Origin of the sequence: Paenibacillus sp. GCM10023250 (assembly GCF_042653205.1) — a bacterium.
Classification (GTDB): Bacteria; Bacillota; Bacilli; order Paenibacillales; family Paenibacillaceae; genus Paenibacillus_Z.
The window spans coordinates 227,266-253,332 of the sequence record NZ_JBHSHY010000002.1 but is presented as its reverse complement, the minus strand read 5'-3'; the positions used below and the strand labels follow the sequence as shown (position 1 = coordinate 253,332).

The following is a 26,067-nucleotide window of genomic DNA, read 5'->3' as shown; positions in this document are numbered from 1 at the left end:
ATGCGCGCCTCCTTACCCTTTTCTAGCGCCGAGCTTGTTCTCTTTGCCCTGCAGCAGTTTGACGATGTTCGTCCGGTGGCGTACGAACGCCAGCAGGCAGACGACAAGGCTCGCCCACACGTACGTATGCGGCTGGTCGCCGAAGTTCCAGATGAAGATCGGAAGCAGCAGGGCGAAAATCAGCGAACCGAGTGATACGAAGCGCGTGATCGCGATCGACGCGATGGCGACCGCTCCTGCGATCAGCGCCGGCACGATCGCGAGCGTCGCCATGACGCCGATCGTCGTGGCGATGCCCTTGCCGCCCTTGAAGCCGAACCAGACCGGCCAATTATGTCCAGCGATCGCGGCCAGTCCGCACAGCACCGGTCCCCAGTCGCCGCCGGCGACGTAGCGTCCGAGGATAACGGCGACGACGCCCTTCGCGATGTCGAGCAGGAAGACGACGATGCCCGGGCCTTTGCCCAGCACGCGGAGCGTATTCGTCGCCCCGGCATTGCCGCTTCCGTAATTGCGGATGTCGATCCCCTTCACCCATTTGGCAATAAGGATGCTGAACGAAACCGAACCTAATAAATAACTGATGAGTACTAGCAGCACGGTGACCAAGATAATCTCGCCTCTTTCAACGTTGTCCTAAGCGGGCCGCCGGACGGCCCTTTCTTTGCGGTGACAGGGAAACTGGTGCCCCCACGGCTCGGGCACCAGCTTCGTTTGATCGGCGAAGTTAGGGGTTTCATGGCGCTTGCGCGCCGACCTAGTCTTCGTCGGATTTTTTTCGGGTGAAGATCCGTACGGGCGTGCCTTCGAACTGGAAGGCGGCCCTGATTTTGTTTTCCAAGTACCGTTCATACGAGAAATGCATCATTTCCGGATCGTTGGCGAACAGCACGATCGTCGGCGGCTTGACGGCCACCTGCGTCGCGTAGTTGATCCGCAGGCGCCGGCCCTTGTCGGACGGCGGCGGGTTGATTGCGATCGCGTCCGAGACGACGTCATTCAGCAGATGCGTCGGAATGCGCATCGCGTGCTGCTCGGACACGTTCACGACGACCGGGAGCAGCTTGTGCAGCCGCTGCTTCGTCAGCGCCGAGAGGAAGATGATCGGCGCGTACGTCATGAACAGGAAGTGGTCGCGGATCTTCTGCTCGAACTGGTGCATCGTCTTGTCGTCCTTCTCGACGGCATCCCATTTGTTCACGACGAAGATCGCCGCCTTGCCCGCTTCGTGCGCGTAACCGGCGATATGCTTGTCCTGCTCGATGATGCCTTCCTCGCCGTTGATGAGCACGAGGACGACGTCGGCCCGCTCGATCGCCTTGAGCGCGCGCATGACGCTGTATTTCTCCGTCGTCTCGTACACCTTGCCGCGCTTGCGCATCCCCGCCGTGTCGATGAGCACGTACTTCTGCCCGTCCCGTTCGAACGGGGTGTCGATGGCGTCGCGGGTCGTGCCCGCCACGTTGCTGACGATGACCCGTTCTTCCCCGAGCAGGGCGTTGACGAGCGATGACTTGCCGACGTTCGGACGGCCGATGAGCGCGACGCGGATGACGTCGTCGTCGTACGGTTCGTCCTCGAGCTCGGGCAGCTTCTCGACGGCCGCGTCCAGCAGGTCGCCGATGCCCATGCCGTGCGAGCCCGAAATTGCGATCGGCTCGCCGAATCCGAGATTATAGAATTCATAGATATCGTCTCTACGATTCAAATTGTCGACCTTGTTGACGGCGACGACGATCGGCTTGCGCGAGCGAAGCAGCATTTGGGCTACTTCGTCGTCAGCGTGCGTCAGCCCGGCCTTTGCGTCGACCATGAAAATGATGACGTCGGCTTCCTCGACCGCGAGCTCGGCTTGCATCCGGACGGACTTCATGATCTCGTCTTCGCCGTCGATCTCGATGCCGCCGGTGTCCACGATGCTGAACGCTCGGCCGTTCCATTCGCCGGTTCCGTACAAGCGATCGCGCGTGACGCCAGGCTTGTCTTCTACGATGGCCAGCCGGTCACCAATGATCCGGTTGAAGATCGTAGACTTACCCACGTTAGGCCGCCCAACGATGGCGATAATGGGTTTAGACATAGTTTCACTCCTTAATATTTAAACGGTTTCGCACCGTTGTCATGAGCGTGTGTTCGTCGATCGCTGCTGAATGGCATCGATAATGAAGGGGCTTTCCCACACTCACGCCTATCATCATAGCAAAAAACAGCGGGAATGGCTAACATTTCATTCCGCGCTGTGGTCGACTAGAAGAAAGTTGCCGTCCTTCATGTCATGCGCGATGGCGTCCAAAATTTTCTCGAGGAGGAAGGCCGTCGATTCGCGCTTCGCTTTGTCGCTTTCGACGAATATCGGCGCGCCGCCCCCGACACGGTCGCGACTGTCCGTGACGATGGCCACGATTTTAGCCATGCTGCCGCTCCTCTCCCCGGTTTACGCCGGCTTCGGTCGGCATGCGCACCGCGGATTCCAGAATCGGCACCCGCTGCACGACCGCCTTCGCCTTCTCCGCGTCCTTCTCCTGCGGCAGCAGGAAGACCGCGAGCCGGCCGTCCTTCATGTCCAGCTTCGCCATCGGCACGAGCGCGGGCTCCCCGTCGTCCCGATAGACGCCGAGGATCGTGGAGAGGTCGAACAAAATTGCCTGCCGCTGGCCTAAGTTACTGAGCGGCGCCTTAGCGTTCGGATTGACCGGATGAAGAATGATCCCTAGCCCCCGCTCCTTGATGATCTGCTGATCGGACGACAAGCCCACATTCATAATGTAGATGTCGCCGACGTACAGATCGGGTCCGTCGACCTTCACGTCCGCAATCTCAGCGCGCGCGATGTGGGAGAGGGACTTGCCGGACTTGAGCCGATAGACGAGCAGGAGCGCCAGGAATCCCATAACGACGCCGAACGGCAAACCGAGCGCCAAGGATGCGAGGCTCGTGAGCAGCGATGTCAGGATGACGAGATAGTTCCGGCCTTCGAACACCATCGCGATGCCTTCGATATACGTCGATCCCCGCGAGACAAGCTCCATGCTGTCGATCTTGGACAGCGTCTGGCGCTCCATATTGCGTACGTCGCGAAACTGCTGGGCGGCGAGCGTCAGGAACGTAATCGCGGTAAAATCCTTTTTGTACAGCGCGGGCACGGCCACGGCGCCGAGCGCGGCGGCGATGACGCCGAGTGAGATATGAATGATGCGTCCATGGGGATATGTAGGGTACTGCCGGTAATCCGTCCGCAGCATCATAAGCCGGGAGCCTAGGCCGAACGCTACGCCGAGCATGATGCCATACACCACGTGATGCGGCTGGCCGGACTTTAAGTGCGTCCATAGATGTTCCCACATGTTTACGAGCTGCCTCCTTGTTCGCCGGATCGGCCGTCGAATACGCCAAGCGTCTTGTCTTTTATGAACGTCTTGACGGCGGACGTCAGTCTTGCGGCCGTCAAGGCGATAATCAAGCCGTCCCACCAAGCTGAGGACCCGATGAACAGCAGGCCGTCATGCGCCGCCGGCCCCAGATAGGCTCTGCCGAGCGCGATGACGGCGGCGAGCACGGAGATGACGAAGTGGCTCCGGAAGCGATCCGCGAGCAAGCCCGCGAACAGTCCGGCCAGCAGCGGGCCGTCCCAAGCCGGATGCACGGCCACGAACACGGGATCCATGCTGTAGATGTAGCCCATCCACATCCACATGAAGCCAGTAAGCAGCGCGGAGAAGAGCGTGAAGAGGATCGCGCCGGGCTTCCGCATGCTCACGAGGAGCACGAGCGCCGTGCCGATCGCGAGCGCGGCGCTTCCGGTCATCTCGGCTTGGTCGCGGACCGTGACGGACATCGCGTGCAGCACACCTGCCGCGCCGAGGAACGGGCCGAGCACGCGGAGCGGCAGCCCATCCGCGACCTGCCGCTCCCAGCCCGTGAAATAGAGTATCGCCGCCATCGATAAGAGCCATATCGCTATGAAGCCGTCGTTCATGCCTGATCCCTCCGTATGCCCTTATTATGCGCTTTCGGCCCGGGCTCTAACCCCAGGGGAGTCCGCCGGACCGGCTGACCTGGACATAAAAAAACCGCACGTTCCGCAGCAATAGCTGCGAAACGAGCGGTTTGTGATGCCGATCCCGGATGGAATCGATTATTTCAATTTGCTTAGCTTGTCACCGAAACGCTCGGCCAGCGTGAAGCTCATGCTTTCGTTGCTGAGGCTGACGTTCGGGTTGTTCAGCTCCACTTTCGGACCGCGGTCGCGGCGGTCTCCGCGGTCGCGGCGGTCTCCGCGCTCGCCGTGTTCTCTTTCGGAACGGGCAGGCTGCTCTGGAGCTTCTTCCGTTTCTTTGATGCTCAGGCTGACGCGCTTCTCGCCTGGATTGAAGTCGAGAATTTTCGCTTTGACTTCCTGGCCTTCTTTCACCACTTCGTTCGGCGTAACCACGTGGCGGTGTGCCAGCTGCGAGATATGCACGAGGCCTTCGACGCCCGGAGCGATCTCGACGAACGCGCCGAAGCTTACGATGCGGCGGACGGTACCCGTTACGATGTCGCCGATGTTGAAGCTGCCCGTCGCCGTTTCCCAAGGACCCGGTTGCGCCGCTTTGATGCTGAGGCTGATCTTGCCCGCGGCTGGATCGACTTTAAGTACCTTGACGCGAACGGATTGGCCTTCGGAAACAACATCCTTCGGATGCGCTACATGCTGCCAAGACAGCTCGGATACGTGGACCAGGCCGTCGATGCCGCCGATGTCGACGAACGCGCCGAACGGCGTCAGGCGTTGAACCGTACCGTCGATTTCTTGGCCGATTTGCAGGCCGCCGATGATGGTTTGCTTGTTTTGTTCGAACTCCTGGTCCAGCACTTCTTTCGCGGACAGGATGACTTTGTTGTTTTCGCGGTCGATTTCTTTGATTTTCACGCGGATCTTGCGGCCCTTGTAGTCGCTGAAATCTTCAACGAAGTGGCGCTCAACCATGGAAGCCGGAATAAAGCCGCGTACGCCCACGTCGACGACCAGGCCGCCCTTCACGACGTCCGCAACCGTGACTTCGAGCACTTCGCCGGCTTCGAACTGCGCCTGCAGCACATCCCAAGCCTTCTCGCTGTCGATCGCTTTCTTGGAAAGCACGAGGCGCTCTTTCTCGTCGTCGATGCTGACGACTTTCAGCTGTACTTCTTGGCCGACCTGCACGGCGTCCGCCGCGCTGTCGATTTGAACCGAGGAAAGTTCACGAAGTGGAATAACGCCGTCATATTTATATCCAAGGCTAACGGTCACTTGGTTATCTTCGATTTTGACGATCGTACCATTCACGATGTCCCCTTTTTTCAAGGACACGAAATTATCCAAAGCATCTTGGCTGATTGCTTCCGCGGACGCGGATTCTTGAACTTTTGTTTCTTCTGACATTTGAAATAACCTCCTCAATTCATACCCCAACTTTATTTAAACGTGAAGCCGTTGTTTGAAACGCGTTCAACCGGCCCACCGTTTAAAACATGAATAACGTGAAATGATTACCCTGCTTTGACCATGTTGCGGATCTCGCGCATGATGACATCGGTCACTTGCTCCAGCGCATCGGATGAAGAATCTTGTATGAAGGCCGACAAATCGATGGGCTTGCCATACTTGATGCTCATCTTGCGGAAAATCCTGTACTTGCCGATGATGGCGACCGGAATGACCGTTGCGCCGCTTCGCAGCGCGATCATGGCCGCGCCCTTCTTGCCCGCGCCGTCTCCCGCCGATCTGGAACCTTCCGGGAAGATTCCCATCACTTTGCCTTCCTTCAGCAGGCCGATCGCGGTGCGGATCGCTTCCTTGCTGACCCCTCCCCGCTTGACCGGGAAGGCGCCGAGCGACCGGATGAACGGGCCGAACAGCGGGACGGCGAACAGCTCCGCCTTCGCCATATAGTGCACCTTGCGGTTCACCGGCGTGCCGACGGTCGGCGGATCGAGCAGGCTGATATGGTTCGAACAGAGGACGACGGGACCGGTCGGCGGGATGTTCTCCAAGCCGGTCGCTTCAAAACGGAACAAGACGGCGTAAATGATCCGCAGCAGGCTGCGGCAAATGCTATATAGCATAGTTTACTTCGCCTCCACCGTTTTGGTTCGGCATAAGTCCAGAATTCGTGCGACGACTTGATCGATCGTCAGATCCGTGCTGTCGATCACGACCGCGTCCTCCGCGCGAATCAGCGGCGAGATTTCCCTGCGCTCGTCGCTAAGGTCCCGCTCCGCGATCTCCCGCTCCAGCTGCTGCAGCGGCACGGCTTCATTGCCGCTCAGCTCCTGATAGCGTCTGAGCGCCCGCACCTGCACGCTGGCGACGAGAAAAATCTTCACTTCGGCGTCCGGCAGCACGTGCGTGCCGATATCTCGGCCGTCCATGACGATGCCCTTCGAGTCCGCCAGCTCCCGCTGCAGCTGCACCAGTTTCAGCCGCACGGCCTCGTGGGAGGCGATCTGAGAAACGATCAGCGTCACTTCGCGCGTTCGGATTGCAGCGGTGACGTTCTCGCCGTTCAGCCATACCGTCTGTCCTTCACCGCCGGGCGCAAGCACGATGTTCAACGTCTGAACGAGCCGTCCCAGCTTGTCCGAATCGTCAGGGGTGATGCCTGCACCGATCGCCGCGTAAGCGACAGCCCGGTACATCGCGCCTGTATCAATGTAAATGTAACCCAGTTGTTCAGCGACTTTGCGGGCGACGGTGCTCTTCCCGGCGCCTGCCGGTCCGTCGATCGCCACGTTAATGCGGCCGCTGATGGTTCCCCCATTCTTGCCCAAGCGGTGTTTGACCTCCTTGAAAGTCGGGCAGCGGCTGCCACCATGCTGTAATCGTCATTAAAAAAGCAGGCATTGCCTGCGATACTAAAAATTATACCACAGCCGCCGAGGAAGTGCAAAGAACGCAAACCTGTTAAAAAGGCGTGCCTTCGAGCCGGTCCACGCCCGTGACCCACATTCGCACCTGCGGAATTTGGAGCGCCAGCTGACTGATCGCGAGCGCGGCGAGAAGCGCGATCACGGCAATCTTAAGCGCCCGGGTCACCCGGTCGGCAAGGGCCAAATAGTCCTTCTGGGATTTACGCGGCATGTCGTCGCCTCCTTGTCCGAGCGCTGTTCGCCAGGCGTGCCGCAGCCTGATCCTGCCGCATGGACGAGCCTCGGATAAGGCTAGTTTTTCCACGAAAGGAATCCTTATTCATTCCGGATGCCGGAATTATTGTTTCCGGAAATCGAGCTGCCGTTCGAAGCAAAAGCGGATGATGCGCTGCCGCTCGCTGTCCGCGATCTTCGCAAACTTTGCCATGATTTGGCGTTTGCCGTTCTCGAGCTTCACCCGAATGACCTCCGCTTTGAACTGGGCATGGTCGACCGATCCGTTCCGGTACGGCACGAGCAGCCAGCAGTCGAGCTCCGTTCCCGGCTTGATCGGCCATTTGGCATCCGCCATGAACGAAACGCCCCCGCCGCCCACGTCGTCGGTCACACCGATGAATCGCACGCTGCCCGATAGCGTGATCGCGATCTCGAGCTCGGCCGCTACCCGCAGGAAATGCCTGCGCTGAACTTTGGTGACCGAATCGGGCTCCGGCTTGCGGATCCGGACCAGCCTGACGGCGTCTTCCCTGAAGCCCAGCACGTGCGAATTGAAATAGTGCTTTACGCCCTCCTGCGTCATGTAATACGCGGAAATTTCGTCCCCGAGATACAGCCGCTTGTACCGCCCCGTCCCTTCCAATATCGGAACGTCGATGAGCAGCTCGTCCGCAGAGCTGTCCGCGATTCTGGACTTGTACTCCAGCGCGGCTTCTTCTTCGTCAGACGACGCGACTTGCAAGTATAGGAACTGATTGATCGTTGGCAGCATCGGCTTTCCTCCCCCCATCGCATGATTATAGCACAGCCTGTCGAAATTTGGGGAGGGAGGCGGGCACGCGAAAAGGGCGCGCGTCCCGGGACGCGCGCCCTTCCAATCAGGCCGGCAGCTGTTCGATGGACTCCTCGACGCCGCTGTCGGCGTTAATGTAAATTTTGTAAACCGAGCCGTTGATTCTGCCGACGAACTCGTAGCAGAGCACTTCCTTGTCCGCGTCGTTGTCGATCAACGCCATCTGCTGCCGGCTCACCTTGAAGTCGGGATTCAGCGCCGCCTTCGCCTGCGCGCTCGTCAGCTTCGCCTTCGGCAGCTTCCGCTTGCGGTGCTCGTACACGTAATCGCCGGCTTGAATCGCCACGCCGTCGCCGTTGTCGCGCGCGATCTTGACGGTCAGCTTGGCGGGGTAGATGAGCACCCCGTCCTGGGTATCGACGAAGGTGAAGACCGCCGCGCTGCGGCCGTCGTCGTAGGAAATCGGCCTCATGCCTTCGTAGCCGTGGTTCTTCAGGAACTCGCCGGCTTTGCGCTTCGCCTGCTCGATGCTGACGGTCGGCTTGCCGATGTCGCGCGGGTTCGAGAACCAGATTAGCTTGGCGCCCTTCTGCGTGTAATCGATCTCGATCGGATTATCCGCTTTGTTCGCCTTATACGTGGCCGAGAAGGAGGCGTACTCCGTGCCCTTGCCGTTCTCGACGACTCGGATTTGCTTCGCCTGCTCCGCGCTTAAACCGAGGAATTTGGCGGCGCGTTCCCGGATCTCCGCCAGGGTGCTCTTGCTGCCGCCGAGCATCGTGACGGTCCGTTTCTGGTACATGCTCGCGACCGACGGTCCCCAGTTGATTTCCGGGTATTCGCCGACCTTCTTGTCCACCGTCTTGAAGCCGTCGATGATCGTGTTGTCGCGGTTCGATTTCTCCGAGGCGAGCGCGATTTCGACGTCCATCCAGCGCAGGTTCTTCGCCAGGACCTTCTCCTGCACGCCGTTCAGCGATTTGGAGATGTCCGCCGAGTCCGCGTACAGTGTCTTCAACGTCTTGAACTCGTCGGGCGACAACGGCTGCTTGCCCAAATCCCGGACCGACGTTTTATACGAGAAGTTCGCGATTTTGGACAGGAATTCTTCCGTCTTGTTGAACGGCAGCAGCGTCAGCGGAAGCTGGTTGACCTCGTTCTGCGCCTCGCTCGTCAGCCTCCAGGCGTTCACCAGCCCTTTGCGCTGGAAGCTCTGCGACGCGCTGTTCACGGCCAGCGTGTTCCCGAGCTGGCGGTGCAGCTGATCGACATGGTACGACAAATCATGAAAGGCGCGCTGATATTGGCTCTCGGCCTTGATTAAGATGGAATTTTTCTCTTGGTGCTCCTGATATCCCCAGTACAGGGAGCCGATGAAGAACAGCGTCATGACCGGGAATAGCACCGCGCTTAAGCGACGATACATAGCAAAAGCTCCTTTCGTATGCAAAACCTGGTGTTAGTTTGGTTTGCCGAAAGGAGCTTTATGCATGTTTGGCGAAGTTTTCCTTGCGTCTGCCGCGCCGCGCTACATCGCCAATTCTTCAATATCGAAGTCGTCGACGTTGTTGCACAGGCACTGCTTGAAGCCGGTGTCGATCCGGTCCTTGTCCCTGCGTCCGCGGAGCACGAATTTCTCCCCGCACAGATTGCAGCGGATGGCGATTTTCACGCGAGCCGTTTCCATGGCGTTCCTCCCCTAGGCTGCCGGCCCAGTCCGGGCTGGCGTTTTTTACCTAGTATGGACGGAAATGCTACAGCTTAACCTCTTCCTCGCGGCTGATCAGCCTGAACGGCGACCGCGCGTTCGCCCGATTGATCCGGCGCACGCCCTTGTACCACAAGTAGGCCATGAGCGGCAGGATGAACCAAGCCCAATAGGTCGAGCCGGACCCCATGATGTAGTCGTATAGACCGTGTTCAAGCAGCGGCAGGCAGGCCGCGAGAATCAGGAAGCGCAGTTTCAGCTGGGACGCGTTCGCGAACTTGGCCTTCCCCAGGTAGTAGCCCATCGTGACGCCGAACAGCGCATGGCCGGATACCGGCAGCAGCGCCCGGATCAGGAGCGAGCCGACCGTCATCGGCTGGAAGACCGCGTAGAGCACGTTCTCGACCGTGGCGAAGCCGAGCGAGATCGCGACCGCGTAGACGATGCCGTCGTACGGCTCGTCGAATTCCGTGTGATTATATATGATATGGTAGAGGACGAACCACTTCATCAGCTCTTCGACGCCCGCCGAGACGGCGAACGAAAACACGACCGGCCCGCTTCCGAGGCCGAGCTGGAGTCCTCGCTGAATGACCATGATAGGAAGCACGATCAGCACGCCCATCAGAAAAACCCGGATAACCATATGAATCGGCTCCGCCTCGTAGCGGTCCTTCAAATAAAAGTAAGTCAACAGCGCGATGCCCGGAGCGACCGCGGCCGTCAATATCGAAAAAAGCAGCATTATCCGTGTCACCTTCCAGAAGGAAGCCGATCCGCCGGGATGGAGACCGGACAACCGTCTCCTTATACCCATCCCCGCAGGCGAACCGCTTCCGCCAATTTGCGAACGCCGACCATGTACGCGGCCAGACGCATGTCGACTTTCTTCGTGCGATGCAGCTCATACACGCTTTCGAAACCGCGAACCATCATGAGCCGCAGCTTGGCGTCGACCTCTTCTTCCGTCCAATAGTAGCCTTGGTTGTTTTGCACCCATTCGAAATAGGAAACGATGACGCCGCCCGCGCTTGCCAAAACGTCCGGCACGAGCAGAATACCGCGGTCCGTCACGATGCGGGTCGCTTCAATCGTCGTGGGGCCGTTCGCGGCCTCCACAATGATTTTAGCACGAATCCGGTCCGCATTGCTTGCCGTTATTTGGTTCTCGATCGCAGCCGGCACGAGCACGTCGCATTCCAGCGCCAGCAGTTCGTCGTTCGATATCGTGTTCTTGTATAAGTTGGTGATCGTCCCGAACGAATCCCGTCGGTCCATCAGTTCGTCGATGTCCAGTCCTTGTTCATTATACAATGCGCCGTGCACATCGGAAATAGCAATCACTTTCGCGCCGGCATCATACATGAACTTGGCCAGGTAGCTCCCTGCGTTGCCGAAGCCTTGGATGACGACGCGGGAACCTTGCAGCGGGATACCGAGCTTCCCCATCGCCTCGTCTATCATGATGGCCACGCCGCGCGCTGTGGCGCTCTCCCGCCCGTGCGAGCCTCCGAGCACGAGCGGCTTGCCCGTTATGAAGCCAGGCGAGTCGAATTCCCGGATGCGGCTGTATTCGTCCATCATCCAAGCCATGACCTGCGCGTTCGTCATGACGTCCGGCGCCGGAATGTCTTTGGTCGGCCCGACGATCTGGCTGATCGCCCGGACATAGCCGCGGCTCACCCGCTCCAGCTCGCGGAAAGACATTTTGCGGGGGTCGCAAATGACGCCGCCCTTGCCGCCGCCGTAAGGCAAGTTCGCAATGCCGCATTTCAAGCTCATCCAGATCGACAGCGCCTTGACTTCCGCCTCGTTGACGTCTGGATGAAACCGCACGCCTCCTTTAGTCGGGCCGACGGCGTCGTTATGTTGGGCCCGATAGCCGACGAAGACGCGGGTTTTGCCGTCGTCCATGCGGACTGGGAAGCGCACAGCAAGCACCCGCATCGGTTCCTTCAGCAAATCGACCATGTCATCGCCGTAGCCCATTTTGCGGAGCGCCTCTTCGATCACGATTTGCGTCGAGGTCAATACGTCATTGTTATCCATAGCTGTCATGGAAATGTCCACCGCCTTTTCCTTCAGTATGATCGGGCGCGAAGCCGGCTATGCGATCGGTTTGTCCGGAGGGCCGTGCCGGAATAAACAAAAAGCACCAGACGCGCGGATATCCGCTGCTGATGCTTTCAGTAACAAAGCGACGCTATTAGAAATGAGTGCAAATTTCGAGCACCGCTTTGGCAGGTACGATCACTTTGCCGTATTCTTCGAGTACCGCGGTCGTAATGGATGTGGCTTCCCCGTATTCCGCCAGCAGGGCGATAATGGCGTGGTAGCGGGGCAGCTCGAAGCCGACCGGCTCGAACGCAAGCATATATTTGCCGTTGTAGGCATAGAGACGTCCGTCTTCGATCAAATCAGCCGATTTCAGCTGCTTGCTGACGGAAATGACATCTTCGATGTCCTTGAACGCATAAAGCACGATATCGCTCTGCTCCAGCGTGACTTCCATCTCGTAAACGTCCTCGTCGTTTTCTTCTTCTTGCAGCTGGTCGTCGGCTTTTCCGTTCACTTTGCCGCGCGTCACGATGACGACCATGCCTTGAGCAGGTAGCGCAAACACCTCCACGGCCAACGGGCCGCTGGCGTCGAAGCCGAGCTCGCTGTAGGCTTGATCCATCATTTCGCTGAACAGCTCGTGGACTTTCGGAATTTCGCGCCACATGTCTTCCTTCTGGATCCCACGCTCCAGCAAGTCGTCGAACGTCAGGAAGATTCGGATTTTGTCTTGATTGAGCCGTTCGATTTTCATGATAGGATCCTCCTTTTCGAAAAGCATCTGCTTCGTCTATCGGAGCAAAAACCTTCGTCGAAAGCGATTGAACGCGGGTTACGTTTGTTATACACAGCGTATGATGCCGCCGTCGTTTGGTGAATAAAATGTTCTTATTGCTATGTTAGCATGTCTGGGTTCGGAATGCACTAGTGCGCAAAAAAAAGAATCGCCCCCGCCCCCAACTGTATATACGCAGCCGGGAAGGAAACGATTCGTTTTTGTCCATATTTCGTAGGTCGCCTTAATGCGTCTTCGCTTCGGATCGGATCGCGTCAACCTGATTTTTGAGGCTGGGATCGCTGCTCAGCATCATTTCGATCTGTCCCCAAGCGCCGGCGGAGTCTCTAGCGGAGCTCTCCGTATGCTTGGCGGACGCATGCCGGGCTTCGCCGAATTTGCGGTTCACGACCGCTCCCATCGCTCTTCTCGAGACGCCGGACATGGCCATTCCGGCCGCGCTTGTCGCCCATGCGAACATTCCGGGTCTTTTTTTGGCGACGTAAGCCGCAGCGGCGGCTCCGGCCAGACCCCCAATTAAAAACGCAGACCATTTCATCGGGAAAAGTCCTCCTCCAACATGCGAATGCATTCCGTTTCGCGTATAGTTTGACCCGGTCTCGGGCCGGTCATCCCACCACAAATTTAGGAAAGGGGAAAGTCCGGGCGTCTGGCTATAATATGCTACAATGAGGGCAATCCACGGGGCATGTCCGATGCTTTCGATCAAGGAGGTACGCTGAACATGAAACCGCGACACGCATTTCGTACGACGATGACGACCTTGCTGGGGCTAGCGCTCGCGCTTGCCGCCGGCTGCGCGGCGGCGCATAACTCTGCGGCTACGGAGCCTGGTCCGCCCGCCGAGCAAGCCGATTCCGGCGGCGCGGCGGCACCCGAAGGACTTCCGGCCACCGGCGAGACGAACGGCGCGTCCGGCTCAAACGCGGCAGCCGGCGGCATGAAATCCGGTTCTGGTTCTGCCATGACACCGAACGAGGGCACGAGCGGAGGCGGTCATGCGAGCGCGGGGAAAACGAACGCGGGGCAGCCGTCGCCGGCCGCTGCGGAATCAGCCTCCGGCGAGGCGAAGCCCGCGGGGCAGGCCGTCAAGAAGCTGTACCGCATGAACGCCGTCTACAGCTTCGCGCCGATCGATAAAGCGGCGGCGAGCGCCAAAGTCGTCCTGCTCACGTTCGACGACGGGCCGAAAGCGGACAAAACGGTCACCGCGCTGCTCGATGTGCTGGATAAGCACAATGCGAAAGCGATCTTCTTCGTGAACGGCTACCGCGTAAAAAGCCATCCCGAGCTGCTAAAAAAAATCGCCGACCGCGGACAGACGATCGGCAACCATTCCTGGGATCATATCGATTTGAAGAAAGAACGCGAAGCCGCCGTCCGAAAGCAAATCGGCGACGTCCAAACCATCGTGAAAAAAGTCACCGGCCGCGCTCCCGTCTTCTTCCGGCCGCCGTTCGGATCGGGCAACGATACGGTCAAGCGCATCGCTCGCGGCCAAGGCATGCTGTACATGACGTGGTCGAACGGGTCGCTCGACTGGGACGCCGGCTCCCGCGGCAAGCCGGAAAAAGTTATCGCCAACGTGCTCGAACAGCTGCATCCGGGCGCGAACATTCTCATGCACGAGCTGCCGTGGACGACCGAAGCGCTGGATTCGCTGCTGACGAAGCTGGAAGCGAAAGGCTACGGCTTCATCGATCCCGCCTCGATCGATCTCGGTTTGGATGCCCCTGCGAAGAGCGCAAAATAAGCCGGTGCATCTGCGGCTCCGTCAGAAGCCGGATTGGCAGCCTCGACGTCCCGAAGCCGCAGCTGACGAACAGCCGCATCTTCGGGACGCCCTTCGACGGCCGGTCGAACTCGAACCATCCCCGCCAATAGCCGGAATCGCCTTCTCCGCGCCACAGCGGACCGATCACCGGCAGCGCGACCTGTCCGCCATGCGTATGTCCCGACAGAACCAGGTCGATGTATTCGTCGCCCTTCAGCCGCTTGGCGATGATGGGATCGTGCGACAGCAAAATCGTGAATAGGTTCCCCCGGCCGTCCTCCATATCGGCGAGCGCCAAATCGGGCCGCTCATGGTCGGTTCGCGGATCGTCGACCCCGGCAAGCCGGATCCGGCTGCCGTCCTTCTGCTCCAGCACGACCGATTCGTTCGCGAGCAGCCGCACGCGCTCTTCCTCCAGCAGCACCTCAAACGGACGGATATCCTCGTCGTAATCGTGATTGCCGTGCACCATGTACATCGGCGCGATCCGCGACAGCCGCCGCAAATTTTCCCGGATGCGCGCGTCCGGCACTTTCTTCTCCCGCAAATCGCCGCCGATCAATACCAAATCGGCTCCGCCGGCCTGCAAGAACGCGTCGATCAGCCGGTTCGGAATGACGCGCCGGTGAACGTCGCTGATAAACAGCAGCGCCGTGCCGTCGAATGCTTGCGGCAGCCGCTCGAACGCCGCCTCCTGCACGTCGAGTTTGTACCGGTACGACGCGCGCACCATATGCCCCAGCGCCAACAAGCCGAATGCCGCGACGGCAGCCGCTATCCATAATAATGTCATGATTCCGCTTGCACCTCCGAATGACGTTCCCCTTACTCCCGCTACGCGTCCCTAGTACTCGAACTGCCTTCCCCACCACAGCAAACCCGCGAGCAAGAGCAGGAACAAGAAGATGAGCAGCCGATAAAACCAGCGCGTCAACTGCTGTTTGCTCGAAGGATGGGTCACCCGCCGCGGCGGCAGGGCCGGGGCCTCCTCCCCGTTCTTCTCGAGTCCCCATTCCTCCTCCAGCGCCGCGGCGGTCTCGTCGTAGAGATCGTCCAGCGGCTTGCCGGTCCGTTTGCCGAATTTTTTGACTCTGCTCATGGGTCCCTCCGAAACCGAATCACGAGCCCCATGACGAGATCAATGACGAAGTGCGCGACAATCGGCGCCAGCAGCGTGCCGGTCCGAATGTAGATCCAACCAAGCGCATAGCTGATCACGAATACGAGGCCCGTCGGAATCCAGTGCCGCAAATAGCGGACGTGAATGGCGGCGAATACGATACTGGTCCAGTACGGTCCGAGGTGATGCTGCACGGCTCCGCGAAACAGCGTCTCCTCGCAAATCGCCACGACGAGCGACAGGAGCGCAATATGCCAAATCGGCCGCGTCCGGAAGATCCGGTCGTTCACCCCGCCGTCGTCGTTCGCTTCGTCCGGCACGAACCGGGCCGCGAGCATGTCGAGCAAGATGACCGCCGCGGCGAGTCCGATTCCCCAATAGGCGAAATGCCAATCGTTCCCCGGCGCGTACAAAGAAAATGGATTGCGGCGCTGAAATAACAGCCAAACGAAACCGATAATGAAAGTAATCGCTTGCGTCGCGTACAGATTAATCAGGAGCATCCGGTCATCGATTTCGTCGATGCGCATCGTTTTCAGCCTGATTTTACGAAGATCGAATTTTTTCATGTCCTGCTCCTGCCATGATAGGTTTATATTTCCTTTTACTAGGATTTATCCTATACTAATAGGACCATCGCGAGAAATTTGTCGAAAAAAGTCTAATGCCTGAAGGGGATTTCACATGGAGAAACGGCTAACGCGCACAGAAATGCTTTATAGTCTCGGTTTTCTTTTCATGCTCGTCTTCGCGGTCGGCGCGTTTTTCTACGGCGTCAAGATCGGATCGGAAAAAACCGAAGCCCGATTGGCGGAGCCCGCGAAACAGCTCGGCGGAAGCACGAAAGGAAACGCGGATGCCTATCAGCAGCAGGATCTCGTTTCCTTCTATCATACCGTATATTCGCCCTATCGTGAATTTCAAAACGAATGGATCGCCACGTTCCGCAAATTGTCGGCCGGCCAGCTGACCAATGCCGCCTCCGCTTTGAACGAGCTGTCGGACGCCGCCGAGCAAGCCTACAAGGAAGCCGAGCGCGCTTCCGTCCCGGCCAACTCGCCGCTGCTGGCATCCGCGCAGCTTCAGCTGCTCAAGAGCCTGCGCATGTTCGACGAAGCCGCGTCGCGGGGCGCCGGCTCCGTCAAGGACGCGCCCGGTGCCGAGCTGGTCAAGGCGCTGACGACAGATGCCTATTACGTCGACGGCGTAAAATACGCGCTGAGCGGCCAGCAGGATTATTACGCGGCCATGCTGAAATGGAGTGCCTCCGTGAACCCGGACATTCCCGGCGAATACGAAGCGCCGGGCGGACTCAGCCTCGCGGATTGGAAGAAGCTCCCGCTGACCGTCAAGAACAAAGTGGCCGCGGACCGGCTGAACGCGCGCAGGTCGCTCGCCGCCTTCTATCCGCAGGATCTCGCCTCGCGCGTGGACGAGTTCGTCCATTCCGGCCAGGCGAGCGCAATGAAGATGCGCACGGTCGATGCCGTCATCGACTTGCTCCTTAAGACGGAAGCGGTCCGGGCCGGCGATTTCGGAAGCAGCAAGGATGAACTCTATTCGAAGGAACTGCTGCCGCAGCTTCCGTTTTTCTTCCCGGAGCAGGAATAGACCTAGGCACCCGATTCACTGCCGATCATCGAGTAGCTCCGCCTAACACCGATTCGTTTCGGTTATCGATTCGCGTCAATCATATTGAAAGCCGTCATGAAGGGATACCGCCGCCATGCCGCCAACCACGTTGGCGAGGCCGCCGTATCCCTTCTCGCTTAAGAAGCGGCACACCGCCTGGCTGCGCACGCCGTGCGCGCAGATGACGTAGACCGGCTTGTCCGCCGGCACCCGCGTCCACGTCTCGATGAAGGACGAGAGCGGCAGCATGGTGCTTCCCTCCAGATGATAATAGTCCCATTCTTCGGGCTCCCGCACGTCTATGATTTGATCCGGCTCAAGCTTCCCTTCCCGCACCAATTGCCAGAAAGCATCCGGTTGAATGTCGCGCCAAACGTCCATTTCGCCAACCTCCCGTTTACGGTCGATCATAACGAAATTTTCACATTTGAGCAAGTTTTAAGCATTGCAATTGCTTTTCAGCTTGCTATAATAGGGGAAACATTAAAGCAGGCCGAAATTGCCGTTCCACAGGATTCGTTCATAGTTGTGTGATCGTGCGAACAGACTCTCGCCTTTGGCGCCGCCGCGTGCGGCGGGATGGACGGGGGTCTTTCGCTTCTACTATATACCCATCATACAAACGCTCAGGAGGCAATCCAACATGTTCAAAGTATTGGTCTCAGATCCGATCAGCGATTTAGGCATCCAGAAGCTCGTGGATGCGGAGGACGTGACGGTCGACAAGAAACCGGGCCTCAGCGAAGACGAGCTCGTCGCCATCATCGGCGACTACGATGCCTTGCTCGTGCGCAGCCAGACGCGGGTCACCGCGCGGATCATGGACGCCGGCAAATCGCTGAAGGTCGTCGGACGCGCCGGCGTCGGCGTCGACAACATCGATCTGGAAGCGGCCACGCAGCGCGGCATCATCGTCATCAACGCGCCGGACGGCAATACGATCACGACCTGCGAGCACACGTTCGCGATGATGATGGCCGTCGCCCGCCACATCCCGCAGGCGTACTTGAAGACGGTCGGCGGCGAATGGGACCGCAAGTCCTTCCTCGGCGTCGAGCTCCGCGGCAAAATCCTGGGCGTGCTCGGCATGGGCCGCATCGGCAGCGAAGTGGCCAAGCGGGCCAAAGCGTTCGGGATGGAAATTTGGGGCTATGACCCATTCCTGACGGAAGAGCGCGCTGAGAAGCTCGGCGTCCGGCTGTCCAGCGTGGACGACATCGTGCGCAACGCCGACTTCATGACGGTGCATACGCCGCTGACGCCGGAAACGCGCCATATGATCTCCCGTCCGCAATTCGAGGTCATGAAGAAAGGCATGCGCATCGTGAACTGCGCCCGCGGCGGCATCATTGACGAGCTTGCCCTCGTGGAAGCCGCCGATCAAGGCATCGTCGCCGGCGCCGCCTTCGACGTGTTCGAGGTCGAGCCTCCGGCTGCGGATCATCCGTTTCTGAATCATCCGAAGATCATCGTCACGCCGCATCTCGGCGCCTCCACCGTGGAAGCGCAGGAGAACGTCGCGATCGACGTCTCCGAGCAAGTACTGAACATCCTGCGCGACAAGCCGTTCCTGAACGCCGTGAACATGCCTCCGATTCCGGCGAACGTGCTGAACAAGCTGCAGCCGTACTTCAGCCTCGGCGAGAAGCTCGGCAGCTTCGTCTCGCAGTTGATCGAAGGCGCCGTCGAAGAGATCAGCGTCAGCTACGCCGGCGAGCTCGCCGAAGTCGACACGCAGCCGCTCACCCGCTACATCGTCCGCGGCGTGCTGTCGCATCACCTCGGGGCGGAACAAGTGAACGTCGTCAACTCGCTGCACTTGGCGAAAGGCCGCCACGTCAACGTGGTCGTGAGCAACTCGCACGCCGCGCGCGACTTCACGAACTCGATCACGGTCGTCCTTCGTTCCAAGAAGGCGACGCGCCTCGTGACGGGAACGATGCTGACGGGCTACGGCCCGCGGATCGTCCAAATCGACCGCTTCACGGTCGACGTGGCGCCGCAAGGCAACCTGGTGCTGATCTCGCATAACGACAAGCCGGGCATCATCGGCAGCGTGGGCACGCTGCTCGGCGACAACGGCGTCAACATTGCGGCGATGCAGGTCGGCCGCGAGCTGGAAGGCGGCGCGGCGATCATGGTGCTTACCGTGGACAAAGGCGCTTCGAAAGAACTGATCGCGAAGCTCGTCGAGCTGCCGGATCTGAACAAAGCGAAAGAAATCAACCTGTACTGATGCTCGCCGCTTCCTGCGGCTGGATACCGAAAGAGCGCCTTTCCCTCGGGGAAGGCGCTCTTTTTATCTCATTGCGGCGTTTACGAAAATAAAATGTTTCACGACCAACAAGATTAGTCTACTTCCTTCAACAAGATGCGACGCGAACGGCGCTCTTCAGCCCTGTGCGTAAGCCGAATAAGCCGTACTCGTCCATCGAACGACAAAGGCGCTTGTCGTCGGGAAAAGCGCCTGTCGCTATTTAGTAGCCTTCGTTACGCTTAGTCGATGATCGCAGCGTCACCAACGCTTATTGCGACGGTTCGACCGGCAGCAGCAGGGTGAACGTCGTGCCGACGCCGACCGTGCTTTCCGCCCGGATGCGGCCTTTATGCGATTCGACGATGTTCTTCACGATGGCGAGGCCGAGCCCGGTGCCGCCGCTGGAGGCGCCGCGGGTGCGCGCCTTATCTGCCTTGTAGAAGCGCTCGAAGATGAACGGCAGATCCTCGCTCGGGATGCCCTCCCCTTCGTCGCTGACCTGGATCTCCACGTACGCATTCAGCTCCGCGACCATCTGCCGCGCGCTGATCCGGATCTGCGCTTCCGACGGCGTATGCCGGAGCGCATTGCTCAGCAGGTTCGTCAGCACCTGCTCCAGCCGGTCCTCGTCCGCTTCGGCGATGACGAGCGGCTCCGCGTCCATTTCGAGCTCGAGCTGAATGTTCTGCTCCTTCGCCAAGCCTTGGAATTTGCGGTGCACGCGCCGAAGCAATCCCGTCAGATCCGTCGGCTCCAGCTTCATCTCCAGATGGCCCGCTTCCATCCGCGCCAGATCAAGCAGATCCTTGACCAGCCGGCCCATCCGCAGCGATTCCTCGTAGATGACGTGGGCCATCTCCTTCCGCTCTTCCGGGGACGCCGCGATATCGTCGAGCAGCGCTTCGCTATATCCCTGCAGCATGGACAGCGGCGTGCGCAGCTCATGCGAGACGTTCGCGACGAAGTCGCGGCGCAGCTTCTCGAGCTTCGACTCCTCCGTGACGTTGCGCATGACCGCGACCGCGCCCCGCACCGTTTCATTGGACTTGAGCGGCGCCATGACCACCGACCAGACGCCGCTCTGCACATGCACCTTATCGGTCAGATCCCGGCCTTCCCGCAGCACCTTCCGATAGAGATCGAACAGCGGCGCGGGGACTTTGGAATATGTCTTGCGCTCCTCGGACCACTCCAGCTCGTTCCAGCGATCGATGAGCTGCTGGCCGTGCGGATTGGCGAGGATCACCTGGCCCGCAGCATCAAACGTCACGACGGCATCCGCCATGCTCCGGTGCACGCTGGCCAAATGCTCTTTCTCGTGGTTCAGGTCGCGAATGAGCGTATCGAGCTCGGCCGCCATGTTGTTGAATGTGTTGGCCAAATCGCCGATCTCGTCGGAGGAGCGGATCGGCACCCGGGTCCGGTATTCGCCCTGGGAGATGAGATCCGCCGCCTTCTTCATCTGCAGCAGCGGCTGCGTAATCTTGGTAGACAGGAAGAACGCGAAAAACGTGGACAGCAGAAACCCGATAATCGCCGTATAGACGAACAGCACTTTGACCGCATGGGAATTATTGAAGGCGATATCGATGTACTGCAGCAGAAACATGCCCAGGATGAGCAGCACCGCCGCCACGAGAGCAATGATCGTGAGCCAGAGCTTGCCGACTACGCTGCGCCAGATAACCACTTATTTGGACACCTCGAGCTTGTAGCCGACGCCCCACACCGTCGTGATCATCATGGCCGCTTCCGGCGAGACCTTGTTCAGCTTCTCGCGCAGCCGCTTGACGTGTGTGTCCACCGTGCGCAGGTCACCGAAGAACTCGTAATTCCACACGTCCTTCAGCAGCTCCTCGCGGGAAAACACCTTGTCCGGCGATATCGCGAGATAGTGCAGCAGCTCGTACTCCTTCGGCGTGAGGCTCACTTCCTGGCCGCCGGCCATGACCCGGTGAGCGTCGTGCTCGATGATGAGATGCGGGAACACGATGTTATTGCTCGTCATTGTCTCCTTCGTCAGGAACGCCGTCGCCGATGAGCGGCGCAGAATCGCCTTGACGCGGTAGATGACCTCGCGCGGGCTGAACGGCTTGACGACGTAGTCGTCCGCCCCGACCTCGAAGCCCTGCACGCGGTTCATCTCCTCGCCCTTCGCCGTCAGCATGATGACCGGCGTCGACTTCACTTGACGAAGCCGCGTGCAGACTTCGATGCCGTCGATGCCGGGCAGCATGACGTCGAGCAGGATCAGATCGAAATCGCCGTGCGTCGCCATCCGGAGCGCCGTTTCCCCGTCTTCCGCCTCCTCGATGCGGTAGCCTTCCTTCTCCAAATACATTTTGAGCAGCCTGCGGATCCGTTCTTCATCGTCTACGACGAGTATGCGGTGAAGTTCTTCGGACATGGAGCATGTCTCCTCTCGAATGGCGAACGATTCGCCTGTAATCGTGCCGCAGGCGCGCGCCTGATTAGACGCGCGCCCGGCACTCCTTGCTTCTATTATACACCTGCGTACGAGTGCAGGCCGACCAATACGAGATTAACCCCGATCAGCGTGAACATGACCACGACGAAGCCGATGACCGCGAGCCAGGCGGACTTGGAGCCATGCCAGCCGCGCGACAAGCGAAGATGGAGATACGCCGTATAGTACAGCCAGGTGATGAGCGCCCAAACTTCCTTCGGGTCCCAGCCCCAGAAACGCGACCAGGCGATATACGCCCAAATCATGGCGAAGATCAGCGCGCCGAGCGTGAAGATCGGGTAGCCGATCGCGATGGCGCGATAGCTGATTTCGTCGATGTCGTCCTCGTCGATGCCGTCCATGAGCGGATGGATGGCCGCCCCGATCCGCTTGCGGAGGATCAGGCGCAGGAGTCCGTACAGGATCGAGCCATTGATGACCGACCAGGTGATCGTGTTCAGCTTGCGCGCCGCGTCGACGCCTTTCATCCAGTGCGGCGTTTCGAACAGCGGCTTGTCGAGGCCGAGGAACGAATCGATCGAGACGACTTGGCTGTTGTACGGCTTGAAGATCGGCGGCAGCGAGTACTCCACCGTGTTGACCGCCGAATTCTCGACGCCGCTGTCGTCGATGGTGACCGTCTCCTGCTTGAAGCTCGCTTCGTAGCCCGCGCCGCGGAACGCGAACACCGAGCCGATGAAGGCGATGATGACGATGATGACGTACAGCGTGAATTCGACCCAGCGCTGCTCGCGCTTCGCTTTCTCGTCGGTCTTCCGAAAGTCGACCGTGCGCAGCAGGTACATGAGGCCCGCCGCGAAGCCGACGGCGAAGAACGCTTCGCCCGTCGCGGCCGTCGTGACGTGAATCTTCAGCCAGTACGACTGAAGCGCCGGAATGAGCGGCTGCACCTCCTGCGGAAACACCGCCGCATAGGCGACGATGATGACCGTGAGCGGCAGCGTGAACAGGCCGAGCAGCGGCTTGCGGTAGATCGCTTCGACGATGATGAACGCCGCCATGATCGCCATCGCCAGGAACGACATGAACTCGTACATGTTGCTTGTCGGGATGTGCCCGCCGCCGGCCCAGCGGGTGAAGAAGAACGTCAGGTGCGCGGCGAAGCCCGCCAGCGAGACGACGTACGCGACGCGCCCCCACTTCTTGACATGCTCTTCCGGGCTCCGTTTGCTCCACTTTTTGCCCAAGGCGGATACCCCGTAGAACAAAAATCCGAAACAGTATAAAAAGAATGCGACGATGAACGCGTCGCTGCTGAAATCAAGCAAACTCACGTTTTGTTCCTCCCGTTATCGAGCGACTTCGGCTCTACGGCGATACCCATGCCGCGCAGGGCGGACGCGAGCTCGGCACGCATGCCGTAATTGTTCTTGTTCGTATGGGCGCCGAGCGTGACGCGGCCGCCGTCGAGCCGCAGCCAGATTCGGCGGTGCTGCCAGTACGAGCCGATCAGCAGGCCGAACATCGAAATGCCGGCGCCGACCCAGATGTAAGGCATGGCGCGGTCGTAGCGGATGTTAAGCGAGCTTTCGACCGGGGCGAACTCGACGCCGTCCATCGAGCCGACCTTCAGTTCGAAGCGCTCCGCCAGCTTGCCGTTGATGACGTCCTGGCTGAACCGTTCCTTGTCCGTCTGTTTCGGGAAATACATGTACGGCTCGCCTTGCGCCGGAAGATCCGGCCCTTTCAGGACGAAGACGAACGCCGGCGCGTTCGGTTCGCGCGATTTCGTCGTCGGCTGGCCCTGATCGTTGAGTGCGAAGTCCATGTAGGATTGACGCAAATCCAGCGTATACGGCCCGAGCGCGTAGTGGAGCTGCGGATTGCGCATGTCCAGCTTGAACGGCCCGTACGTCTTGCCCGTCTTCTTGTCGACCAGGACGGGATTGACCGCTTTCAATTTCGGCGTGTCGTCGAAGCCGAACTGGTACGCCTTCAGGCCTTTGTACGTCAGCGGATCGTTCACGAGAATGTCGTGGCTCGCCACGGCCGTCAGCTTCGGCTGCTTGGACGGATCGTCGCAGTCGGCGGAGCAGGTGTAGAGCACGGCTTTCGTCTCATACAGCTTCGCCCGCGCCGTCCCCTGCAGCTCCTTCGGCAGCTCCGCGTCGGTATAGTAGTCGATAGTGAACTTCTCGTTCTTGATGTAGTACTTCGTCTCCGGCACCTTGACCGTCTCGCCTTCCGGCACGGTGACGTAATTGTCCATCTGCCAGCTCGGCAGCGTGCGCAGCAGCACGGCCAGCAGGAACACGATCAGCCCGATGTGGTTAATGTACGGCCCCCAGCGGCTGAACCGGTTCTTCTCCGCGAGCAGCGCGCCGCCTTCTTGGTGCACCTTGTAGCGCTTGCGCTTCAGCTGGGCGGCCATCGACGCTGTCCACGCTTCCTCCGGACCTTCGATCTCTCCCGCGTATACCGTTTTTTGACGGGTCAGAAACTCCGGGTGCTTGCGGACCTGCTGTTTGTTCAGCGCCCGGTACAGCGGCAGGACGCGGTCGAGGCTGCAGATGACGAGCGACGTGCCGATCATGACCAGCAGGCCGATGAACCACCAGGATTCGTACGTATGGGAAAAACCGAGCTTATAATACCATTTGCCGATCCAGCCGTAGCGCTGCTCGTAATACGTGCTCGGATCGAACGAGATGAAGGCGTTCTCCTGCGTGAAAATCGTGCCGATCATCGCCGCCAGCAGCGTGACGACGATGAGCCGGACCGCCACCTTCACCGAGGAGAAGAAGTTCCACACCCGGTCGATGGGAGACGGGTTGCTCTTCTGCGAGCGCCGGGCGATGCCGTCGTAGCGCATCTCAAGCGGGGCGCCGCTCTTCTCCTCTTCGGGATCGAGCGGATAGCCGCAGTTTTCGCAAAGCACGGTCCCGGTAGGATTCTGGTGACCGCACTCGCATTTCGTGTTCTCAAAAGCCGACAATGCAAAAAACCTCCTCCGACTAGGACGCCAGCAGTTTCGTGATGCGCTCGTCCATGTCCTGCTTGCCCATCGGTCCGATAAAGACGTCCATAATCGTACCGTCTGGCTTCACGAAGAAGGTGGTGGGATACGACCGAAGCCCGTATGCGCGTTCAATCTGCCGGTTGTCGTCCTGCAAAATCGTATAACTGACGCCGTATTGTTCGATGAAATTGCGGATCGCCAGCTTGTCCTCGCTCAAGTTGATGCCGACGACCTCGAACGGCTTGTCCGCGTGCTTCTTGTACTGTTCTTCCAAATCCGGCGTCTCCGTCACGCAGCCCGGGCAGAAGGTCCCCCAAAAATTCAGGACGAGCGCCTTGCCCTTATAGTCCTCGAGACGGTGCGTCTTGCCGTCCAGGTCCAGAAGCGCGAAAGAAGGCGGCGTCTGACCCTTCCCGGGCAGCCCGCCGCTGTTCGCGAACAGCGAGTTGCCGATGGCATAGCCGCCGAGCACGAGCACGCCGAGGAAGATCAGCACCTGAATGAGTCTGCGGTTCTTTTTCATTGCGTTTCACCGCCTATTCCTTAGCTGCAATGCTGCTGTTTGTCGTATTTCCATTATAACGAAAATCGGACGGCAATCGAGATTGCCGCCGACCGTTATTTTTGAACTTTATGTGTCTTGACGGCCGCCGCGCGGAGGTCCTGCACTTCCTTCGGCGTCAGATGCCGGAACTTGCCGCGGGCCAGTCCGTGCAGCCCCAATTCGCCGAATCGGATCCGGCGGAGCAGGATGACGGGATGATGAATAGCGTCGAACATGCGGCGGACTTGCCGGTTGCGGCCTTCGTAAATCGTAATCGTGATGGTCGACTGATTTTTCTCCGTGTCGACGTCGTGGTATTCGACCTCGGCCGGCGCCGTCATGCCGTCCTCGAGCAGAATGCCCTGCTGCAGGCGCTCCAGCGCGGAGCCGTGCGGGACGCCCTTCACGGTCGCCCAATAGGTCTTCGGCACGTGATGGCTCGGGTGCGTCAGCAGGTTCGCGAACTCCCCGTCGTTCGTCAGCAGCAGCAGTCCTTCGGTATCGTAATCCAGCCGGCCGACGGGATAGACCCGCTCCTTGATGCCCGGCAGGTAGTCGGAGACGATTTTGCGGCCCTGCGGGTCGCTCGCGCTCGTGATGACGCCTTTCGGCTTATGCAGCATCAGGTACAGCTTGTTTTCGCTCTTGATCTTGCGGCCGTTGACGGTAATGACGTCCGTCGCCGGATCCGCTTTGGCGCCCAAGGTCGTGACGGTCTCTTCGTTGACCTGAACCTTGCCGGAGAGGATCAGCTCCTCGCATTTGCGGCGCGACGCTACGCCGGCCTGCGCCAAAATTTTTTGTAAACGTTCCACTCGATTCACCTCACCC

Annotated in this window: 29 protein-coding genes; 3 read left to right on the top strand and 26 right to left on the bottom strand. The window is 59.5% G+C overall.

Annotated features, from left to right (window positions below; translation table 11 throughout):
* Positions 1-12: 12 nt before the first annotated feature.
* The 16 genes from plsY to ACFPB1_RS04115 all read right to left on the bottom strand — a co-directional run bounded on the left by plsY (position 13) and on the right by ACFPB1_RS04115 (position 13,000).
* The gene (plsY, locus tag ACFPB1_RS04190) at positions 13-612 is read right to left on the bottom strand and encodes a glycerol-3-phosphate 1-O-acyltransferase PlsY (RefSeq protein WP_379222393.1); all 600 of its coding nucleotides are present in this window, start codon (positions 610-612) and stop codon (positions 13-15) included.
* A 145-nt stretch (positions 613-757) separates the two neighbouring features.
* Positions 758-2,080 (bottom strand): ribosome biogenesis GTPase Der, encoded by a 1,323-nt coding sequence (der, locus tag ACFPB1_RS04185; RefSeq protein WP_379222209.1) that lies wholly within the window; start codon positions 2,078-2,080, stop codon positions 758-760.
* Positions 2,081-2,227: 147 nt separating this feature from the next.
* Entirely contained in the window at positions 2,228-2,413 is a 186-nt protein-coding gene (locus ACFPB1_RS04180; protein ID WP_379222207.1) for a capping complex subunit for YIEGIA, read from the bottom strand.
* Positions 2,406-3,344 carry a YIEGIA family protein gene (locus ACFPB1_RS04175; protein WP_379222205.1) on the bottom strand — a complete coding sequence of 313 codons (939 nt, stop codon included), beginning with the start codon at positions 3,342-3,344 and terminating at the stop codon, positions 2,406-2,408. Before ACFPB1_RS04175 ends, ACFPB1_RS04180 begins: the two co-directional genes overlap by 8 nt.
* A 2-nt stretch (positions 3,345-3,346) precedes the next feature.
* Positions 3,347-3,976, bottom strand: a complete 630-nt coding sequence (locus ACFPB1_RS04170; RefSeq protein ID WP_379222202.1) for a hypothetical protein — start codon at positions 3,974-3,976, stop codon at positions 3,347-3,349.
* A 159-nt stretch (positions 3,977-4,135) separates the two neighbouring features.
* Entirely contained in the window at positions 4,136-5,404 is a 1,269-nt protein-coding gene (gene rpsA / locus ACFPB1_RS04165; RefSeq protein WP_379222200.1) for a 30S ribosomal protein S1, read from the bottom strand.
* A gap of 107 nt (positions 5,405-5,511) precedes the next feature.
* Complete coding sequence (locus tag ACFPB1_RS04160) at positions 5,512-6,087, bottom strand: lysophospholipid acyltransferase family protein (protein WP_379222198.1); 576 nt, start codon at positions 6,085-6,087, stop codon at positions 5,512-5,514.
* Positions 6,088-6,090: 3 nt separating this feature from the next.
* Complete coding sequence (gene cmk / locus ACFPB1_RS04155; RefSeq protein WP_379222196.1) at positions 6,091-6,792, bottom strand: (d)CMP kinase; 702 nt, start codon at positions 6,790-6,792, stop codon at positions 6,091-6,093.
* A gap of 133 nt (positions 6,793-6,925) precedes the next feature.
* Positions 6,926-7,102 (bottom strand): hypothetical protein, encoded by a 177-nt coding sequence (locus ACFPB1_RS04150; protein ID WP_379222194.1) that lies wholly within the window; start codon positions 7,100-7,102, stop codon positions 6,926-6,928.
* Between the two features lie 126 nt (positions 7,103-7,228).
* Positions 7,229-7,879 (bottom strand): flagellar brake protein, encoded by a 651-nt coding sequence (locus tag ACFPB1_RS04145; RefSeq protein WP_379222192.1) that lies wholly within the window; start codon positions 7,877-7,879, stop codon positions 7,229-7,231.
* Positions 7,880-7,985: 106 nt separating this feature from the next.
* Positions 7,986-9,326 carry a germination protein YpeB gene (ypeB, locus tag ACFPB1_RS04140; RefSeq protein WP_379222190.1) on the bottom strand — a complete coding sequence of 447 codons (1,341 nt, stop codon included), beginning with the start codon at positions 9,324-9,326 and terminating at the stop codon, positions 7,986-7,988.
* Positions 9,327-9,428: 102 nt separating this feature from the next.
* Positions 9,429-9,587, bottom strand: coding sequence for a hypothetical protein (locus ACFPB1_RS04135; RefSeq protein ID WP_379222188.1), 159 nt, complete (start codon positions 9,585-9,587; stop codon positions 9,429-9,431).
* A 67-nt stretch (positions 9,588-9,654) separates the two neighbouring features.
* Positions 9,655-10,353, bottom strand: coding sequence for a glutamic-type intramembrane protease PrsW (prsW, locus tag ACFPB1_RS04130; protein WP_379222186.1), 699 nt, complete (start codon positions 10,351-10,353; stop codon positions 9,655-9,657).
* Positions 10,354-10,415: 62 nt separating this feature from the next.
* Positions 10,416-11,666 (bottom strand): Glu/Leu/Phe/Val family dehydrogenase, encoded by a 1,251-nt coding sequence (locus tag ACFPB1_RS04125; RefSeq protein WP_379222184.1) that lies wholly within the window; start codon positions 11,664-11,666, stop codon positions 10,416-10,418.
* A gap of 148 nt (positions 11,667-11,814) precedes the next feature.
* Positions 11,815-12,420 (bottom strand): genetic competence negative regulator, encoded by a 606-nt coding sequence (locus tag ACFPB1_RS04120; RefSeq protein ID WP_379222182.1) that lies wholly within the window; start codon positions 12,418-12,420, stop codon positions 11,815-11,817.
* Positions 12,421-12,685: 265 nt separating this feature from the next.
* The gene (locus ACFPB1_RS04115; RefSeq protein ID WP_379222180.1) at positions 12,686-13,000 is read right to left on the bottom strand and encodes a hypothetical protein; all 315 of its coding nucleotides are present in this window, start codon (positions 12,998-13,000) and stop codon (positions 12,686-12,688) included.
* A 186-nt stretch (positions 13,001-13,186) separates the two neighbouring features.
* Here ACFPB1_RS04115 and ACFPB1_RS04110 point away from each other — a divergent pair, with 186 nt between their 5' ends.
* A complete protein-coding gene (locus ACFPB1_RS04110; RefSeq protein ID WP_379222178.1) occupies positions 13,187-14,215 on the top strand; it encodes a polysaccharide deacetylase family protein in 1,029 nt (342 codons plus the stop codon).
* On the opposite strand, the gene ACFPB1_RS04105 is transcribed toward ACFPB1_RS04110, so the two are convergent.
* Genes ACFPB1_RS04105 through ACFPB1_RS04095 form a run of 3 tightly spaced genes read right to left on the bottom strand, consistent with a single transcriptional unit; the run spans position 14,157 to position 15,925 of the window.
* Positions 14,157-15,029: a metallophosphoesterase gene (locus tag ACFPB1_RS04105; RefSeq protein WP_379222175.1), complete on the bottom strand. Its 873-nt coding sequence runs from the start codon at positions 15,027-15,029 to the stop codon at positions 14,157-14,159. The two genes, ACFPB1_RS04110 and ACFPB1_RS04105, sit on opposite strands and share 59 nt — an antisense overlap.
* Positions 15,030-15,080: 51 nt before the next feature.
* The gene (locus tag ACFPB1_RS04100) at positions 15,081-15,335 is read right to left on the bottom strand and encodes a hypothetical protein (RefSeq protein WP_379222173.1); all 255 of its coding nucleotides are present in this window, start codon (positions 15,333-15,335) and stop codon (positions 15,081-15,083) included.
* Positions 15,332-15,925 (bottom strand): CPBP family intramembrane glutamic endopeptidase, encoded by a 594-nt coding sequence (locus ACFPB1_RS04095; protein WP_379222172.1) that lies wholly within the window; start codon positions 15,923-15,925, stop codon positions 15,332-15,334. The genes ACFPB1_RS04100 and ACFPB1_RS04095 overlap by 4 nt, the downstream gene beginning before the upstream one ends.
* 115 nt (positions 15,926-16,040) lie before the next feature.
* On the opposite strand from ACFPB1_RS04095, the gene ACFPB1_RS04090 reads away from it, so the two are divergent.
* The gene (locus ACFPB1_RS04090; RefSeq protein ID WP_379222170.1) at positions 16,041-16,967 is read left to right on the top strand and encodes a hypothetical protein; all 927 of its coding nucleotides are present in this window, start codon (positions 16,041-16,043) and stop codon (positions 16,965-16,967) included.
* A 75-nt stretch (positions 16,968-17,042) separates the two neighbouring features.
* Here the strand turns inward: ACFPB1_RS04090 and ACFPB1_RS04085 are convergent, their stop codons facing one another.
* A complete protein-coding gene (locus ACFPB1_RS04085) occupies positions 17,043-17,369 on the bottom strand; it encodes a rhodanese-like domain-containing protein (protein WP_379222168.1) in 327 nt (108 codons plus the stop codon).
* A gap of 262 nt (positions 17,370-17,631) precedes the next feature.
* Between ACFPB1_RS04085 and serA the strand changes: the two genes are divergently transcribed.
* Positions 17,632-19,224 carry a phosphoglycerate dehydrogenase gene (gene serA / locus ACFPB1_RS04080; protein WP_379222166.1) on the top strand — a complete coding sequence of 531 codons (1,593 nt, stop codon included), beginning with the start codon at positions 17,632-17,634 and terminating at the stop codon, positions 19,222-19,224.
* A 289-nt stretch (positions 19,225-19,513) separates the two neighbouring features.
* On the opposite strand, the gene ACFPB1_RS04075 is transcribed toward serA, so the two are convergent.
* The 6 genes from ACFPB1_RS04075 to ACFPB1_RS04050 form a co-directional block, all read right to left on the bottom strand.
* Positions 19,514-20,935 carry a HAMP domain-containing sensor histidine kinase gene (locus tag ACFPB1_RS04075; RefSeq protein WP_379222164.1) on the bottom strand — a complete coding sequence of 474 codons (1,422 nt, stop codon included), beginning with the start codon at positions 20,933-20,935 and terminating at the stop codon, positions 19,514-19,516.
* Positions 20,936-21,652 carry a response regulator transcription factor gene (locus tag ACFPB1_RS04070; protein WP_379222161.1) on the bottom strand — a complete coding sequence of 239 codons (717 nt, stop codon included), beginning with the start codon at positions 21,650-21,652 and terminating at the stop codon, positions 20,936-20,938.
* A gap of 95 nt (positions 21,653-21,747) precedes the next feature.
* Positions 21,748-23,007 carry a cytochrome c biogenesis protein CcsA gene (gene ccsA / locus ACFPB1_RS04065; protein ID WP_379222159.1) on the bottom strand — a complete coding sequence of 420 codons (1,260 nt, stop codon included), beginning with the start codon at positions 23,005-23,007 and terminating at the stop codon, positions 21,748-21,750.
* Positions 23,004-24,668 carry a cytochrome c biogenesis protein ResB gene (gene resB, locus ACFPB1_RS04060; protein ID WP_379222157.1) on the bottom strand — a complete coding sequence of 555 codons (1,665 nt, stop codon included), beginning with the start codon at positions 24,666-24,668 and terminating at the stop codon, positions 23,004-23,006. Before resB ends, ccsA begins: the two co-directional genes overlap by 4 nt.
* Positions 24,669-24,687: 19 nt before the next feature.
* A complete protein-coding gene (locus ACFPB1_RS04055) occupies positions 24,688-25,215 on the bottom strand; it encodes a redoxin domain-containing protein (RefSeq protein ID WP_379222155.1) in 528 nt (175 codons plus the stop codon).
* 95 nt (positions 25,216-25,310) lie between these two features.
* The gene (locus ACFPB1_RS04050; RefSeq protein WP_379222153.1) at positions 25,311-26,051 is read right to left on the bottom strand and encodes a pseudouridine synthase; all 741 of its coding nucleotides are present in this window, start codon (positions 26,049-26,051) and stop codon (positions 25,311-25,313) included.
* Between the last annotated feature and the right edge of the window lie 16 nt (positions 26,052-26,067).

Coding starts and splice junctions, on each gene's coding strand:
- ACFPB1_RS04120 (WP_379222182.1), bottom strand. CDS start 12,420: ATGAAAATCGAACGGCTCAATCAAGACAAAATCCGAATCTTCCTGACG.
- ACFPB1_RS04180 (WP_379222207.1), bottom strand. CDS start 2,413: ATGGCTAAAATCGTGGCCATCGTCACGGACAGTCGCGACCGTGTCGGG.
- ACFPB1_RS04170 (WP_379222202.1), bottom strand. CDS start 3,976: ATGAACGACGGCTTCATAGCGATATGGCTCTTATCGATGGCGGCGATA.
- ACFPB1_RS04125 (WP_379222184.1), bottom strand. CDS start 11,666: ATGACAGCTATGGATAACAATGACGTATTGACCTCGACGCAAATCGTG.
- rpsA (WP_379222200.1), bottom strand. CDS start 5,404: ATGTCAGAAGAAACAAAAGTTCAAGAATCCGCGTCCGCGGAAGCAATC.
- ACFPB1_RS04145 (WP_379222192.1), bottom strand. CDS start 7,879: ATGCTGCCAACGATCAATCAGTTCCTATACTTGCAAGTCGCGTCGTCT.
- ACFPB1_RS04175 (WP_379222205.1), bottom strand. CDS start 3,344: ATGTGGGAACATCTATGGACGCACTTAAAGTCCGGCCAGCCGCATCAC.
- ACFPB1_RS04055 (WP_379222155.1), bottom strand. CDS start 25,215: ATGAAAAAGAACCGCAGACTCATTCAGGTGCTGATCTTCCTCGGCGTG.
- ACFPB1_RS04110 (WP_379222178.1), top strand. CDS start 13,187: ATGAAACCGCGACACGCATTTCGTACGACGATGACGACCTTGCTGGGG.
- ypeB (WP_379222190.1), bottom strand. CDS start 9,326: ATGTATCGTCGCTTAAGCGCGGTGCTATTCCCGGTCATGACGCTGTTC.
- ACFPB1_RS04085 (WP_379222168.1), bottom strand. CDS start 17,369: ATGGACGTTTGGCGCGACATTCAACCGGATGCTTTCTGGCAATTGGTG.
- ACFPB1_RS04105 (WP_379222175.1), bottom strand. CDS start 15,029: ATGACATTATTATGGATAGCGGCTGCCGTCGCGGCATTCGGCTTGTTG.
- prsW (WP_379222186.1), bottom strand. CDS start 10,353: ATGCTGCTTTTTTCGATATTGACGGCCGCGGTCGCTCCGGGCATCGCG.
- ACFPB1_RS04150 (WP_379222194.1), bottom strand. CDS start 7,102: ATGCCGCGTAAATCCCAGAAGGACTATTTGGCCCTTGCCGACCGGGTG.
- ACFPB1_RS04115 (WP_379222180.1), bottom strand. CDS start 13,000: ATGAAATGGTCTGCGTTTTTAATTGGGGGTCTGGCCGGAGCCGCCGCT.
- ACFPB1_RS04100 (WP_379222173.1), bottom strand. CDS start 15,335: ATGAGCAGAGTCAAAAAATTCGGCAAACGGACCGGCAAGCCGCTGGAC.
- serA (WP_379222166.1), top strand. CDS start 17,632: ATGTTCAAAGTATTGGTCTCAGATCCGATCAGCGATTTAGGCATCCAG.
- der (WP_379222209.1), bottom strand. CDS start 2,080: ATGTCTAAACCCATTATCGCCATCGTTGGGCGGCCTAACGTGGGTAAG.
- ACFPB1_RS04095 (WP_379222172.1), bottom strand. CDS start 15,925: ATGAAAAAATTCGATCTTCGTAAAATCAGGCTGAAAACGATGCGCATC.
- ACFPB1_RS04070 (WP_379222161.1), bottom strand. CDS start 21,652: ATGTCCGAAGAACTTCACCGCATACTCGTCGTAGACGATGAAGAACGG.
- ACFPB1_RS04135 (WP_379222188.1), bottom strand. CDS start 9,587: ATGGAAACGGCTCGCGTGAAAATCGCCATCCGCTGCAATCTGTGCGGG.
- ACFPB1_RS04090 (WP_379222170.1), top strand. CDS start 16,041: ATGGAGAAACGGCTAACGCGCACAGAAATGCTTTATAGTCTCGGTTTT.
- ACFPB1_RS04160 (WP_379222198.1), bottom strand. CDS start 6,087: ATGCTATATAGCATTTGCCGCAGCCTGCTGCGGATCATTTACGCCGTC.